This is a genomic window from Streptomyces sp. NPDC127098 (genome assembly GCF_042722465.1).
In the GTDB taxonomy this organism is placed as follows: Bacteria; Actinomycetota; Actinomycetes; order Streptomycetales; family Streptomycetaceae; genus Streptomyces; species Streptomyces millisiae.
Map to the genome: position 1 here is coordinate 113,522 of NZ_JBHXFJ010000016.1, position 13,311 is coordinate 126,832.

Annotated in this window: 14 protein-coding genes; 4 read left to right on the plus strand and 10 right to left on the minus strand. The window is 72.2% G+C overall.

The window, feature by feature from the left end:
• From mmsA to ACFWI8_RS13430, 6 genes are all read right to left on the minus strand, one after another.
• Positions 1-1,584 (minus strand): multiple monosaccharide ABC transporter ATP-binding protein, encoded by a 1,584-nt coding sequence (gene mmsA, locus ACFWI8_RS13405; protein WP_387089790.1) that lies wholly within the window; start codon positions 1,582-1,584, stop codon positions 1-3.
• A gap of 6 nt (positions 1,585-1,590) precedes the next feature.
• A complete protein-coding gene (gene chvE, locus ACFWI8_RS13410; protein ID WP_387089792.1) occupies positions 1,591-2,700 on the minus strand; it encodes a multiple monosaccharide ABC transporter substrate-binding protein in 1,110 nt (369 codons plus the stop codon).
• 705 nt (positions 2,701-3,405) lie between these two features.
• On the minus strand, positions 3,406-4,380 hold the full coding sequence (locus ACFWI8_RS13415; protein WP_387089795.1) for a hypothetical protein: 975 nt from the start codon (positions 4,378-4,380) through the stop codon (positions 3,406-3,408).
• A gap of 83 nt (positions 4,381-4,463) precedes the next feature.
• Positions 4,464-5,483 (minus strand): zinc-binding dehydrogenase, encoded by a 1,020-nt coding sequence (locus ACFWI8_RS13420; protein ID WP_387089797.1) that lies wholly within the window; start codon positions 5,481-5,483, stop codon positions 4,464-4,466.
• The gene (locus ACFWI8_RS13425; protein ID WP_387089799.1) at positions 5,480-6,649 is read right to left on the minus strand and encodes a mandelate racemase/muconate lactonizing enzyme family protein; all 1,170 of its coding nucleotides are present in this window, start codon (positions 6,647-6,649) and stop codon (positions 5,480-5,482) included. The genes ACFWI8_RS13420 and ACFWI8_RS13425 overlap by 4 nt, the downstream gene beginning before the upstream one ends.
• A gap of 141 nt (positions 6,650-6,790) precedes the next feature.
• Positions 6,791-7,699 carry an SGNH/GDSL hydrolase family protein gene (locus tag ACFWI8_RS13430; protein ID WP_387089802.1) on the minus strand — a complete coding sequence of 303 codons (909 nt, stop codon included), beginning with the start codon at positions 7,697-7,699 and terminating at the stop codon, positions 6,791-6,793.
• A 244-nt stretch (positions 7,700-7,943) separates the two neighbouring features.
• On the opposite strand from ACFWI8_RS13430, the gene ACFWI8_RS13435 reads away from it, so the two are divergent.
• Positions 7,944-8,438 (plus strand): DUF3145 domain-containing protein, encoded by a 495-nt coding sequence (locus ACFWI8_RS13435; RefSeq protein ID WP_132933108.1) that lies wholly within the window; start codon positions 7,944-7,946, stop codon positions 8,436-8,438.
• 1 nt (position 8,439) lies between these two features.
• On the plus strand, positions 8,440-9,303 hold the full coding sequence (locus ACFWI8_RS13440) for an NAD(P)-dependent oxidoreductase (protein ID WP_387089805.1): 864 nt from the start codon (positions 8,440-8,442) through the stop codon (positions 9,301-9,303).
• A gap of 24 nt (positions 9,304-9,327) precedes the next feature.
• On the opposite strand, the gene ACFWI8_RS13445 is transcribed toward ACFWI8_RS13440, so the two are convergent.
• On the minus strand, positions 9,328-10,449 hold the full coding sequence (locus ACFWI8_RS13445; protein ID WP_387089808.1) for a peptidoglycan-binding protein: 1,122 nt from the start codon (positions 10,447-10,449) through the stop codon (positions 9,328-9,330).
• Between the two features lie 138 nt (positions 10,450-10,587).
• On the minus strand, positions 10,588-10,953 hold the full coding sequence (locus ACFWI8_RS13450; RefSeq protein WP_387089811.1) for a MerR family transcriptional regulator: 366 nt from the start codon (positions 10,951-10,953) through the stop codon (positions 10,588-10,590).
• A 64-nt stretch (positions 10,954-11,017) separates the two neighbouring features.
• On the opposite strand from ACFWI8_RS13450, the gene ACFWI8_RS13455 reads away from it, so the two are divergent.
• On the plus strand, positions 11,018-11,347 hold the full coding sequence (locus ACFWI8_RS13455; protein ID WP_387089814.1) for a putative quinol monooxygenase: 330 nt from the start codon (positions 11,018-11,020) through the stop codon (positions 11,345-11,347).
• On the opposite strand, the gene ACFWI8_RS13460 is transcribed toward ACFWI8_RS13455, so the two are convergent.
• Complete coding sequence (locus ACFWI8_RS13460; RefSeq protein ID WP_387089817.1) at positions 11,334-11,936, minus strand: TetR/AcrR family transcriptional regulator; 603 nt, start codon at positions 11,934-11,936, stop codon at positions 11,334-11,336. The genes ACFWI8_RS13455 and ACFWI8_RS13460 overlap by 14 nt on opposite strands.
• A gap of 65 nt (positions 11,937-12,001) precedes the next feature.
• On the opposite strand from ACFWI8_RS13460, the gene ACFWI8_RS13465 reads away from it, so the two are divergent.
• A complete protein-coding gene (locus tag ACFWI8_RS13465; RefSeq protein ID WP_387089820.1) occupies positions 12,002-12,937 on the plus strand; it encodes a beta-ketoacyl-ACP synthase III in 936 nt (311 codons plus the stop codon).
• Between the two features lie 77 nt (positions 12,938-13,014).
• Here ACFWI8_RS13465 and ACFWI8_RS13470 read toward each other — a convergent pair whose 3' ends face one another.
• Positions 13,015-13,182, minus strand: coding sequence for a hypothetical protein (locus tag ACFWI8_RS13470; protein ID WP_387089822.1), 168 nt, complete (start codon positions 13,180-13,182; stop codon positions 13,015-13,017).
• Positions 13,183-13,311 lie beyond the last annotated feature (129 nt).

The following is a 13,311-nucleotide window of genomic DNA, read 5'->3' on the forward strand; positions in this document are numbered from 1 at the left end:
TCACCGTTCCTCGCTTCCGGACACCGTCTCGGTCCTGGTCATCAACCGCATCAGCGACTCCTGGTCGGCGTCCGCGCGGTCCAGCACGCCGGTCAGCCGGCCGGCGGCCATCGTCGCGATCCGGTCGCAGATCCCGAGCAGTTCGGACAGCTCGGAGGAGATGACGATCACCGCCTTGCCCTCGGCGGCCAGTTGGTCGATCACCGTGTAGATCTCGGACTTGGCGCCCACGTCGATGCCGCGGGTCGGCTCGTCCAGGATCAGCACCCTGGGCTCGGCGTTGATCCAGTTCGACAGCACCACCTTCTGCTGGTTGCCGCCGGAGAGCCGGCCCACCTGCTCGAAGACGGTGGGCGCCTTGATGTTCATCGAGGCGCGGAAACGCTCGGCGACCCGCGTCTCGGCGTGGCCGTCCACCAGGCCGCGCCTGGCGACCCTGGGCAGCGCCGCCATCGAGATGTTGCGGCTGATGGTGTCGATCAGGTTGAGGCCGTAGGTCTTTCGGTCCTCCGTGACATAGGCCAGGCCGCGCTCGATGGCCTCCGACACCGACCTGGTGGAGACCGGCCGGCCGCCCATCGAGACGCTGCCGCGCTCGTAGTTGCCCCAGGAGCGGCCGAACAGGCTCATCGCCAGCTCGGTGCGGCCGGCGCCCATCAGCCCGGCGATGCCGAGGATCTCGCCGTGCCGCACCTCGAACGAGACGGAGTCGACCACCCGGCGGGCCGGGTCCAGCGGGTGCCGGACCGTCCAGTCCGACACCGACATGGCCACCTCGCCCGCCAACTCCCCGGTGTACGGGGTGCGGGTCGGGTAGAACTGCGTCAACTCCCGGCCCACCATGGCGCGGATGATCCGGTCCTCCGAGACCTCGGCCGGCGCGCCCTGTGCGGCCCGCACCGGCAGCGTCTCGATGGTGCGGCCGTCCCGCAGGATCGTCACCGAGTCGGCGACCCGGCGGATCTCGTTCAGCTTGTGCGAGATCAGGATGCAGGAGATCCCCTGCTCCCTGAACTCCACGATCAGGTCGAGGAGCTTGGCGCTGTCCTCGTCGTTGAGCGCGGCCGTCGGCTCGTCCAGGATCAGCAGCCTGGCGCGCTTGGCGAGCGCCTTCGCGATCTCCACCAACTGCTGCTTGCCAACCCCGAGTTCCGCGATGGTCGTGGTCGGCCGCTCCTCGGTGAGGCCGACGCGGCGCATCAGCCGCTCCGTCTCCCGTAACGTGTCCGTCCAGTTGATCACCCCGGCCCGGTTGGCCCGTTCGTTGCCCAGGAAGACGTTCTCCGCGATCGACAGGTGCGGGACCAGCGCCAGCTCCTGATGGATGATCACGATCCCGCGCCGCTCGCTGTCCCTGATGTCGCGGAACACGCAGGGCTCGCCCTCGAAGCGGATCTCCCCCTGGTAACTCCCGTGCGGGTGCACGCCACTGAGGATCTTCATCAGCGTGGACTTGCCGGCGCCGTTCTCCCCGCAGATCGCGTGGATCTCACCGGGGGCGACGGACATACCGACCCCGTCCAGGGCGCGCACCCCGGGAAAGGTCTTGGTGATGCCGCGCATCTCCAACACGTGCTCGGTCATGGTGGCTCAGCCCAGCTGCTCTTCGGTGTAGTAGCCCTCGTCGACGAGGATCTGGTAGTTCTCCGCGTCGACGCTCACCGGGTCGAGGAGGAAGGCCGGCACCACCTTGACGCCGTTGTCGTAGGACTCGGTGTCGTTGGCCTCGCACTCCTCGCCGTGCAGCAGCGCGTCACCCATGGCCACCGCCTGCGCGGCCAGCTCCCTGGTGTCCTTGTAGACGGTCTGCGTCTGCTCGCCCGCGATGATCGACTGGACCGAGGCCAGCTCGGCGTCCTGCCCGGTCACCACCGGCAGCGGCTGGTCGGCGGTGCCGTAGCCGACGTTCTTCAGCGCGGCGATGATGCCGAGCGAGATCCCGTCGTAGGGGGAGAGGACGGCGTCGAGCCGCTCGGAGCGGTACTCGGCGGTCAGCAGGTCGTCCATCCGCTCCTGCGCCTCCGAGCCCGACCAGCGCTCGGTGGTGATCGCGTTCAGCTCCGTCGCGCCGGAGCGGACGGTGAGCTGGCCGCTGTCCAGGAAGGGTTGCAGCACCCCCATGGCGCCCTGGAAGAAGTAGCGGGTGTTGTTGTCGTCCGGCGAGCCGGCGAACAGCTCGATGTTGAAGCTCTCGTCGCCGCCCTCGGTCAGGCCGAGGGAGTCCACGATGTACTGGCCCTGCAACGCGCCGACCCGCTCGTTGTCGAAGGAGGCGTAACAGTCGACGTTCTCGGTCTCCATCAACAGCCGGTCGTACGCCACCACCGGGATGTCGGCGTCGGCCGCCTGCTGCAGCGCGTTGCCGAGCGAGGCGCCGTCGATGGCGGCGATCACCAGCAGGTCAACGCCCTGCGCGATCATGTTCTCGATCTGGCTGATCTGCTGCTCTATCTGGTTCTCGCCGTACTGGAGGTCCGTCTCGTAGCCGGCCTCCTCGAACTGCTCGACCATGTTCTCGCCGTCGGCGATCCACCGCTCGGACTCGCGGGTGGGCATCGCGATGCCGACGGTGCCGCCCTCGGCGTCGGGGTCTCGGTCTGGTTCTGAACCGCCCTCGGAATCCTGGCCGCAGGCGACCAGGGTGAGGGCGAGGGCGGCGGCTGTGGCGGCGCCTCGGGCGGCGAATCGGGCACGGAACATCGGTGCTCACGTCCTTCCGGCTACGGCTGTTACCTGCGGAGCCCGGCCGGCGTGCGGCGCCTGGCGGCGCCGGCCCGCGGCCGGGTTGTGCGGTGGTGCCTGCGGCGCGAAGCCGCGTCCGGCGCCCCGGGGGGCGCCGGCCTTGCCGTGGTGCCTGCGGCGCTTGGCCGCGAACGGCGCCCGGGGCGCCGGTTCTTGGCCGGGTGGTGCGGGTGGTGCGTGGCCGCAGTGGTACGTGGTGCGGTGGTGCCTGCCGGCGGCGAGCCGCGAGCGGCGCCCCTGGGGGCGCCGGCTCGGGCCGGGCCGGCTCGTGCGGTGGTGCGTTCGGCGCCGTGGGCGCCGGTTGTGCGGTGGTGCGTGTGGTGCGGTGTTGCCTGCGGCGCGAAGCCGCGTCCGGCGCCGGGCCGTGGCCCGGTGGTGCGGGCGGTGCTTGGCCGTGTTCGGCGCCTGGCGGCGTCGGCCCGCGGCCGGGCTGTGCGGTGGTGCGTGCGGCGCTGGAGCGCCGGTGGTGCGTGCCGGCGGTGAGCTGCGAGCGGCGCCGGTGGGGGCGTCGGCTCGGGCTGGGCCGGTGCTTGCGGTGGTGCCTGCGGCGCGAAGCCGCGTCCCGCGCCGGACCGTGGGCGTGGTGCGCCGTTGCTCGTACGCGCTGTGGAGTTGTCCGCGGTGGCGGCCAAGGCCGCGCCGCCAGGCGCCAGGCGCCAGGCGTCAGTCGGCCTGCGGCAGCGTGAAGCGGCGCAGGTCGCCGGGGAGGCGGGAGCCGAGCGTGGCCATGTTGGTGTTCGCGCCGAGGCGGGTCAGGAGGTCGAGGGCGAGCCGGCCGCGGCGGACGCGCTCCTTCGCCGTCTCGAGCGTGACGTCGCGCAGGTGCCCGCCGACCGGGTAGATGCCGGGCGCCTTGCTCAGGCCGAACTTCAGGTAGATCGGCGCGCCGCGTCTGATCAGTTCCGCGATGTCGTACATGCGGACGTAGCCGCCCAGGTCGTCCGGTGCCTCCAGGTAGAAGTCGAGCGGCACCCGGGTCGCCCGGCGGATCTCCGTCAGGTGTTCGAGCGTCAGGTCGGAGGGGATGTTGACCGAGTCGGCGCCCAGGCCCTCGTGGACCGCGACCGCCGCCGGGTTCACCGGGCCGATCAGGGCCGAGACCTTGAACGTCGTGTCGGCCGGCAGGACGCCCTGCGCGCGCAGCCGGTGGAGCAGCCACAGCACGCCCTCGTCGGCGACGAGCAGGCACTTGACGCCCAGTTCGGTGGCGCGCAGCGCGTCCTCGACGCAGCCGGCGACCGCGCCGTGGCCGCGGGCGCGGAGGCCGGCGCCGCCGGACGCGGTGCGGGTGCCGGCGCCGATGTCCCACGTGCCGCGCGGGCCGGTGAAGAGACAGAGCTCGACGTCCGCCTGGTTGCAGGCGTCGACCATCTCGGTGATCTCCGCGTCGGTGAGCATCCACACGCCGCTGCCCTGGCTGATGCGGTGGACCGGAACGCCCAGCTGGGCGGCCTCCTTGAGGACCGTGTGCACGGCCTCGGGGCCCTCGACGGAGGGTATCTCGGTGCGCCAGGTGCCGCCGTCTGGGAAGGCGTGCGGGGAAGCGTCGGCGGGATCGTCCGCCGGAGCCGCATAGCCCAGCGCGGCCAGGGCGTTTTCACCCGGGCGACGGGGAGTGGCGGGCGTTGTCTCAGACACGATGCTCCATTGTTCGCGGTTGTTCGATCAATAGGGAAGAGGTGTGAACGAGTTTGATTCCTGGGGTGGTTGGGACCCCGCGGCTACGGGGTGAGCAGGACCTTTCCCACCGCGGGGTCGCCGCTGCCGACCAGGGCGACGGCCTCCCCGAAGGCGGTCAGCGGGAGCCGGTGGGTGATCAGCTCCGCCGGCCGGATCAGGCCCTGGCCGAAGGCCCTGGTGGCGTACGACCAGGCCGCCGGCGGGGCGCCGAAGACGCTGGCGACGGTGAGCTGGCTGACCGACAGGTGGACCGGGTCGATGCCGTGCGCGCCGGGCTCCGGCATCCCGGTCAGCACCACCCGGCCGCCGCGCCTGGCCAGCAGGCAGGAGTCACGGGCGGTGCCGGGCGCGCCGGCCGTTTCCACCACCAGGTCGTAGCGGCCGTGCAGCTCCTTGGACTCCTCGGGCGCGGCCGTGACCGTGGCACCCATCGCGGCGGCCTGTTCCAGCGGCCTGGTCCGGGGGTCGACGGCCAGCAGTTCGGCCGGGGAGGAGGCGGCGAGCAGCTGGACCGCGAGCAGCCCGAGCGTGCCGGCGCCCACCACGGCGACGCGTTCGCCGGCGCGCGGTGCGGCCCGCAGCACGGCGGCCGCGACCACGGCGGCCGGCTCGAGCAGGGCGGCCGCCGTCAGGTCGGCGTCGTCGGCCAGCGGGTGCAGCAGCCGGGCGGGCAGCACCAGGTAGTCGGCGAAGGCGCCCGGCTGGGTGAACCCGGTCTCCTCGTATCCGGCGGTGCACAGGCTGGTCTCGCCGCCGCGGCAGCGGTCGCAGACCCCGCAGGCGCGGAAGCCCTCGCCGACCGTCCCGCGGCCCACCAGCGCGGCGTCGACGCCGGTCCCGGCCGCGTCCACGGTGCCCGACCACTCGTGCCCGGGCACCACCGGGTAACGGACGTAACCGGCGGCCCGGGTGCCGTCGTAGACCTCCCGGTCGCTCGCGCACACCCCGGCGGCGTGCACCCGCACCCGGACCTCGCCCGGGCCCGGGGCCGGCGGCTCGCCGGTCACCAGACGATGGGCTCCGGGCCGCTCCACGAGCACGCTGCGGGCGTCACCGGTCACGACCGCTTCGCCCCGCCGTCGCGCTTGTGCCAGTCCTCGGCCCACAGGTCGAAGTGGGCCTGCTGCTGCGGGAACTCGGCCGCCGCCTCGGTGTCGAGCTCCACGCCGAGGCCCGGCTCCTCGGAGAGCGTGAAGTAGCCGTCGACCACCTCGGGCGCGCCCTTGACGACCTTCTTGATCTCGGCGTCCGCGAAGTCGTTGAAGTGTTCGAGGATCTTGAAGTTCGGGGTGCAGCCGGCGAGTTGGAGGCTGGCCGCGGTGAGCACCGAGCCGCCGACGTTGTGCGGGGCGACCAGCACGTAGTGGGTCTCCGCGGTGGCGGCCAGCTTCCGCATCTCGCCGATGCCGCCGAGGTGGCCGAGGTCGGGCTGGATGATGTCCACGGCCTGCGACTCGAACAGCTCCCGGAACTCGATCCGGTCGTGGATCCGCTCGCCGGTGGCGATCGGGAGGTTGGTCTTGGCGGCCACCTTGGCCAGCGCCTTCAGGTTCTCCGGCGGCACCGGCTCCTCCAGCCAGGACGGCGCGAAGCGCTCGAGCTCGCCGGCGAGCCGGATCGCGGTGGCCGGGCTGAACCGGCCGTGCATCTCCAGCAGCAGCTCGGCCTCGGGGCCTATGGCGTCCCGCACCGCCTCGACCAGGGAGATCGAGCGCAGCGTCTCGGCGTGGTCGAGCTCGAAGTTGCCGGTGCCGAAGGGGTCGAGCTTGAGGGCGCGGTAGCCGCGCTCGACGACCGCCCTGGCGGCCTTGTGGAACGCCTCCGGGGTGCGCTCGACGGTGTACCAGCCGTTGGCGTAGGCCTTGACCCGGTTGTCCGAGGCGTTGGCCCGGCCGCCGAGCAGCTGCCAGACCGGGACCCCGAGCGCCTTGCCCTTGATGTCCCAGCAGGCCATCTCGACACAGGCGATGCCGGACATCACGATCTCGCCGGCCCGCCCGTAGTCGCCGTACTTCATCCGGCGCACCAGGTCCTCGACGGCGAACGGGTCGGAGCCGACGATGTGGTTCGCCTGCGCCTCCCTGAGATAGCCGATCAGGGCGTCGGTGTGCCCCAGCATGCGGGTCTCGCCGACGCCGGTCAGGCCCTCGTCCGTGTGGACCTGCACATAGGTGAGGTTCCGCCAGGGTGTGCCGACGACATGCGTGCTGATTCCGGTGATACGCACGGGAAGCGCCCCTCCGCCACGTTCGATATTTCGTTAGTCGTTCGAAATCCTGGCGAGAACGTTAGGAGGCGGGCCATACCCTGTCAATGGTCGGGAAGGTCCCACGAAGGTCAGGGAATGGATACCGCGTTTCGGCCCTGACTAGTCCACGCGGGGCGCCGCCGGCTCGGCCGGCTGGTCCGTCGTGATCTGCTCGTAGGCCAGCGCGGCCAGCTCGGACTGGCCCTCCCGGCTCGGGTGGAACCAGTCCCAGTCACTGAGGTGGCTGGAGGTGAAGCGGAAGTCGAAGACCGCGCCCCCGTCGTAGCGGCAGAGCTCGTCCGCGGCGCAGACGTCCTCCAACACCGTGTTGTACTCCTGCACGCGCGCCCGCACCTCCGCGCGCCGCTCGCCGGCCGACACGCCGTCGTCGCTCGCGTCGCTCAGCATGGAGGGGCAGATGTTGGCCATCTGCCACACCGTGCGGGCCATGAAGGACTCGCTGCCCTCCTCCCAGAGCCGCATCAGGTCGGGGACGCTCGACACATAGATGCCGGTCTCCGGGAGCTCCTCCCTGATCACGCCGAACGCCTCGGTCAGCGCCGCCCTGAACTCCGTCGGGCTGGTCATGGACGCCACGTCGGCCGCGCAGGCGTCGTTGGCCCCGATCAGGACGGTGACCAGCTCGGGTTCGTGGCGGACGGCCTCGGCCGCCTGGGCCGGCAGGTCGGCGACCCGGGCGCCGGTCGCCGCCAGGTTCCATGACCGCTCGGCGGTCGCCTCGCCCAGTAACTGCTGCGCCAGGCTGCTCACGGCGGTGTCCGTGCCGGTGACCCAGGACGCCTCGGGGCAGTCGGAGAGCAGGGAGCAGGCGTCGAAGGCGCGGGTGATGGAGTCCCCGATGGCGGCCACCGAGTCGGGGCTCGTGTTCCACTCCGGGGCCGGGGTCGCGACCTCGTCGGGGGCGGGGGCCGCCTCCCGCGGGCCCTCCGAGGTGCAGGCGGCCAGTGTGACGACCAGAACGAGGGGCAGGGCGGACGTCGCGGCGAGCGAGCGGCGGCTGACCGGCATTCAGTTTCCTCTGGGGGTCCGTCGGTGTTCTTGGGGGTGTGCGGCGGGGCGGTAGCTTGGGACCTGGCAGTGGCCACGGCCGACGCGCGCCCTCAACAAGAGTAAAAGATGACCGCGCGTCACCCGTTGTCCATTTTGCCGCAAAAAGTTGCCAATGGTGTTTACTGTTCGTGCGCGGGGCCGGTGTAGGAGGGGGCGCCTTGAGGCTCGCCGCGGGCGCAGGTAGCCAAGAGTGGAGGTCCCGGTGACGACACGTGGTGTTCTGTTCGTGCACTCCGCCCCGCGTGCGCTGTGTCCACACATCGAGTGGGCCGTCGCCGGAGTGCTCGGCGCCCGGGTCGGCCTCGACTGGACCAGGCAGCCCGCGTCCCCCGGCACCTGGCGCGCCGAGCTCTCCTGGCAGGGCGAGGCCGCCACCGCCTCCAAGCTCGCCTCCGCCCTACGCGGTTGGCACCTGTTGCGCTTCGAGGTCACCTCGGAGCCATGCCCCGCCGCCGAGGGCGAGCGCTACAGCTGCACCCCCGACCTGGGCATCTACCACGCCGTCACCGGCATCCACGGCGACATCATGATCCCCGAGGACCGGCTGCGCGCCGCCGCGGCGCGGGCGGCGCGCGGCGAGAGCGACCTCCAGCTGGAGATCAGCCGGCTGCTCGGCAAGCCCTGGGACGACGAGCTCGAACCCTTCCGCCACGCGGGCGAGGGCGCGCCCGTCCGCTGGCTGCACCAGGTGGTGTGAGATGCCGGCCCCCCGCGTCGCGGTGCTCGGCACCGGCATCATGGGCGCCCCGATGGCCCGCAACCTCTGCCGGGCGGGGCACGACGTCCGCGTCTGGAACCGCACCGGCTCCAAGGCCGAACCGCTGGCCGCCGACGGCGCCACGGTCGCCGGCTCGCCCGCCGAGGCGGTGGAGGGCGCCGGCGTGGTGCTCACCATGCTCCACGACGGGGCCGCCACGCTGGCCGCGATGCGGTCGGCGACGCCCGGGCTCGCCGAGGGCGCGGTCTGGGCGCAGAGTTCCACGGTGGGCACGGAGGGCCTCGACGACCTGGTGGTGCTGGCCGCCGAGGAGGGCCTGACCCTGGTGGACGCGCCCGTGCTCGGCACCAGACAGCCCGCGGAGGCCGGCGAGTTGACCGTCCTGGCCGCCGGTCCGCCGGCCGCCAGGGAGCCGCTCGCGCCCGTCTTCTCCGCCGTCGGCTCCCGCGCCCTCTGGGTCGGCGACGAGGTGGGCGCCGCCTCGCGCCTGAAGCTGGTCTGCAACAGCTGGGTGCTGGCGGTCACGCACGGCACGGCGGAGGCGCTGGCGTTGGCGAAGGGCCTCGGCGTGGACCCCGAGGACTTCCTGGGCGCGGTCGCGGGCGGCGCGCTCGACCTCCCCTACCTCCGCGTCAAGGCGGCGGCGATCCGATCGGGCGAACTCGCGCCCAGTTTCACGGTGGACACCGCGGCGAAGGACGCCCGCCTCATCCTGGCCGCCGCCGAGTCCGCCGGTGTCCGCCTCGACCTGGCCGCCGCGGGGGCGGACCGCTTCCGCCGCGCCTCGGCACAGGGCCACGGCGGCGAGGACATGGCCGCGTCCTACTTCGCCAGCTGGGACTGACCGGTCCGGCCGTCCGACGCCCACTCAGGCCCGTGCGTGCACGGTGTCGATGTACTCCTGCGCGATGGCCCTCACATCGTCGGGCAACTGCTCGTCGATGGGCGGATACGCCTTCAGCGCGCTCAGGTCGAAGCCGTCCACGTCGGACAGCGACATGGCGGCGACCAGCGCGTCGGCGTGGGACTGTTCAAGGGCGACGATCGCCGGCCCTCCGACGTCGACGGCCCCGTCGACGATGCCGGTGACCGCCGTCTGGAAGTCCTCGATGGCCCCGATGGTCTCCGGTCCCACGAGTCCGTCGACGCCGATGGGGGCCACCCCGTCCAGCCGGCGCGACTCGTTCAACATCACCTGCACGTAGCGCACGTCCTGCGGTTCGTTCGGCCGCTCCCTGCCCACTCCCTGTCCCAGGGGCGAGGACCAGGCGAACGTGGGTGCCGGCACCCCGCCAGGCACGGTCCGCAGTCCCCTTCGCAGCAGGACCAGGAACAGGATGCCGAGCACGATCTTGATCGCCACCTTGGCCTCGGGCGAGGTGAGGAGCGACTCCACACAGATCTCGTGCAGGACGACCCCCTGGCCCTCCCCGACGACGTGGAGAACCACCTTGACCTGGCCGAAGATGGTGATCGGGGCGTCGTACAGCTCGAACGGCTCGTCCGGCCGGTACAGCGTGCCGCGGTCGTAGCGCGTCATGGGGCCCGTCTGGCGGAGGAAGTCGGTCATCGCCAGGAAGCGGTCGATCTTGTCCTTGGCGTCCCGCCGGCCCGCCGCGTTGCGCGGCTTGATCTCGTAGACCTCCTTCCGCGTGGGCCGCTGCGCGATGATGTCTGGCACGGGAAAGGGCTCGTTGTCCTCGTCGTCGGGGTCGACCGCCTTCTTGCGCGCCTCACAGGCCTGCACGACGAAGTCGACGTCGAGCCTCGGGTGGTGGGCCTTCAGGAACTCGCCGAAGAAGCGACAGCGAGTGGTGTCCGTGGGCTCGTCGAAGAACTCGGTCCCGCCGTTCGAGGGCCGGGTGAACCTGAGACACCCGCCCGTCGTCGCGCAGTAGTGCGCCTGGATCACGACCTCGACGTACGCACAGTACTCCTGCACGATCCGCCCGGACGCGCCCACCTGTCCGGGGGTGAAGCACACGGCCATCTCTCTGCTCCCATCGGAACACGGCACGAGGGGTTCGCCGGCCGCCCGTCCGCCCGCTGGCTCGCCGAGAGTAACGCCGTGGGCACGGACCGACGCGCGCGGCGGCGAGCCGACCGTGAGAAACCACCCGCCCGGCGGTCAGGCGCCGACCCGCACGGGGCCTCCGGACGCGGCCGCCAGGATGTCGCCGAGGGCCGCGCGGGCCTCGGTGAGCTCGGCGATGCGGGTGTCGAGGTCGGCCGCCTGGTCCCTGAGGTGGTCGAGCACACAGGGTTCGAGCCGGGTGCCGTCATCGGAGTAGCAGGGCATGAGGGAACGGATCACCCGGGTGGGGAGCCCGGCGGCGAGCAGGGCACGGATGCGGGCGACCGCGACCGGCGCCTCGGGGCCGTACCGGCGGTGGCCGCCCTCGCCGCGCTCGGCGGCGAGCAGCCCCTGCGCCTCGTAGTAGCGGAGGAGACGGATCGCCACGCCCGTCTCCCGGGACAACTCCCCGATCTTCACGTGACCCACCTCACATCGGTCCGGCTTGAATCTGACACGGATGTCACGTCCTAGCGTCGGCCGCATGACGACGACAACGATCGAACGAACGCCGGTCTCGCTCTACGGATTCCTGACCCCGCGGCCGGGCCACGCCGACGAGCTCAGGGCCCTCCTGCTCGACCTCGTCGAGCCGTCCAGGGGGCACGAGGGCAGTCTCCAGTACCACCTCCACGAGCAGGAGGACGGCCGGTTCTTCCTCTACGAGGTGTGGCGCTCCCAGGAGGACCTGGACCGCCACAACGCGACCCCGCTGCTGCGCGCCTTCCTGGCCGCGGTGTCCGAGCACCTGGAAGGGGTGCCCGAGGCGTACTCCGGCGCGATGCGGAGCGCCCACCCGGTCAGCCGGTCGTGAGGAGGCGGGCCACGGCGGCCTTGGCGCGCGCCGGGGAGCGGCCGGCGCCGTGCAGCTGGATGGTGTGGTTGAGGCTCATCATCACGCCGTAGAGCTCGAAGACGAGTTGGGCCGGGTCCGTGTCCGGCGGGAGGTCGCCGGCGGCGACGGCGCGCCTGACCTCGGCGGTCAGGCGGTGCTCCCAGGCCTGGAACTGGCGTTGGAGCAGCACGCGTACGGGGCCGCTGCGGCCGTCGTACTCGAAGGTGGAGGAGACGAAGAGGCAGCCGCCGGGGAAGACCTCGCGCTCCAGGTAGGAGATCCAGGCGTCGCAGACCGCGAGCAGCCGCGGCAGCCCCGGGGCGGCGTCGGCGGCCGGGCGCCAGACCTCCTGGCTGAAGATGGCCGCGGCCCGCCCGAGCGCCGCGAGCTGGAGGGCCTCCTTGGTCCCGAAGTGACCGAGCAGCCCCGACTTGCTGATGCCGAGGTCGAGCGCGAGGCGGCCGATGGTGAGACCTTCGAGGCCCTCGATCGAGGCCAGGTCCACGCTGCGCTCGATGATGCGCTCCCTGGTGCGGCGGGCCTCGGCGGCCGAGTGACGCGGGCTCATGCCCACCACTATAGGAGGGGCGGAGGGGCTATAAAGTCCGACCGATCGGTCGCTATATTGTGGTCATGACTCGCCTCACCGCGCTTGGCCACTACCAGCCCGAGCACGTGCTCACCAACGACGACCTGGCCGGCATGGTCGAAACCGACGACGCCTGGATCCGGCAGCGGACCGGCATCGTCACCCGCCGCATCGCCAGGGACGAGACCGTGACCGACCTGGCCGTCGCCGCGGCGGGGAAGGCGTTGGCGTCGGCCGGCGTCGACCCCGCCGACATCGGCCAGGTGATCGTCGCCACCTGCACCAACATCGACCGCTCCCCGTCCACCGCCGCGCAGGTCGCCGGCCGGCTCGGCATCCCGGCGGCCGTCACCTTCGACCTCAACAACGCCTGCGCCGGCTTCACCACCGCGCTCGCCACCGCCGACCACGCCATCAGGGCCGGCGCCGCCCGGCACGCTCTCGTCATCGGCGCCGAGAAGATGTCCGACATCACCGACTACACCGACCGCACCAGCTGCATCCTGCTGGGCGACGGCGCCGGCGCCGCCGTCCTGAGCGCCAGCGACAACGAGGAGGGCATCGGCCCCGTGGTGTGGGGCTCCGACCCCACCAGGCGGGACGCGGTCCGCATCCGGGGCGACTGGCACCCCACGTTCTCCCAGGACGGCCAGACGGTCTTCCGCTGGGCCACCACCGCCCTCGCCCCGCTGGCCAGGGAGGCCTGCGAGCGGGCCGGCGTCAGCCCGCGCGAACTCGGCGCGATCGTCACCCACCAGGCCAACCTGCGCATCATCGAGGGCATCGTCGGCCGGCTGGACGCCCCGCAGGCCGTCGTCGCCCAGGACGTCGTCGTCTCCGGCAACACCTCGGCCGCGTCCGTGCCGTTGGCGCTGTCCAAGCTGATCGAGCGCCGCGAGATCCCGACCGGCGCCCCCGCCCTGCTCTTCGCCTTCGGCGGCGGCCTCTCCTGGGCCGGACAGGTCGTGCGCGTCCCCTGAGACGCGGCGGAACCGGCCGGAGCGCGTTGAACCCCCGCCCGAAGGGCGGGGGTTCAACGCTGCGGGGCGTGGCGCGGTCAGCCGTTCGAACAGGTGCCGACCGGCTCGGAGGAGAGCACCTCGATAGGGATGGCGATGACGTTGAGGTTGCTGGTGCACGGCAGAACGTTCAGGTTGACGTCGCCGCTGAAGTCGACGTCGGCGTCCGCCGCGGCGCTGCCCGCCGTGCCGGCGAGGCCGGCCACGACCAGGGCGAGGGCGGTGATGGTGGAACGGACACGCAGGGGGCCCCTTCCGCTACGGGGACCACCCGCGGCGGTCCCTCCAGGAACAGGGGTAACCACGGACGACCGAGCCGCCACCCGGCGTCAGCC

Coding starts and splice junctions, on each gene's coding strand:
- mmsA (WP_387089790.1), bottom strand. CDS start 1,584: ATGACCGAGCACGTGTTGGAGATGCGCGGCATCACCAAGACCTTTCCC.
- ACFWI8_RS13460 (WP_387089817.1), bottom strand. CDS start 11,936: ATGAGCCCGCGTCACTCGGCCGCCGAGGCCCGCCGCACCAGGGAGCGC.
- ACFWI8_RS13455 (WP_387089814.1), top strand. CDS start 11,018: ATGACGACGACAACGATCGAACGAACGCCGGTCTCGCTCTACGGATTC.
- ACFWI8_RS13445 (WP_387089808.1), bottom strand. CDS start 10,449: ATGGCCGTGTGCTTCACCCCCGGACAGGTGGGCGCGTCCGGGCGGATC.
- ACFWI8_RS13465 (WP_387089820.1), top strand. CDS start 12,002: ATGACTCGCCTCACCGCGCTTGGCCACTACCAGCCCGAGCACGTGCTC.
- chvE (WP_387089792.1), bottom strand. CDS start 2,700: ATGTTCCGTGCCCGATTCGCCGCCCGAGGCGCCGCCACAGCCGCCGCC.
- ACFWI8_RS13440 (WP_387089805.1), top strand. CDS start 8,440: ATGCCGGCCCCCCGCGTCGCGGTGCTCGGCACCGGCATCATGGGCGCC.
- ACFWI8_RS13430 (WP_387089802.1), bottom strand. CDS start 7,699: ATGCCGGTCAGCCGCCGCTCGCTCGCCGCGACGTCCGCCCTGCCCCTC.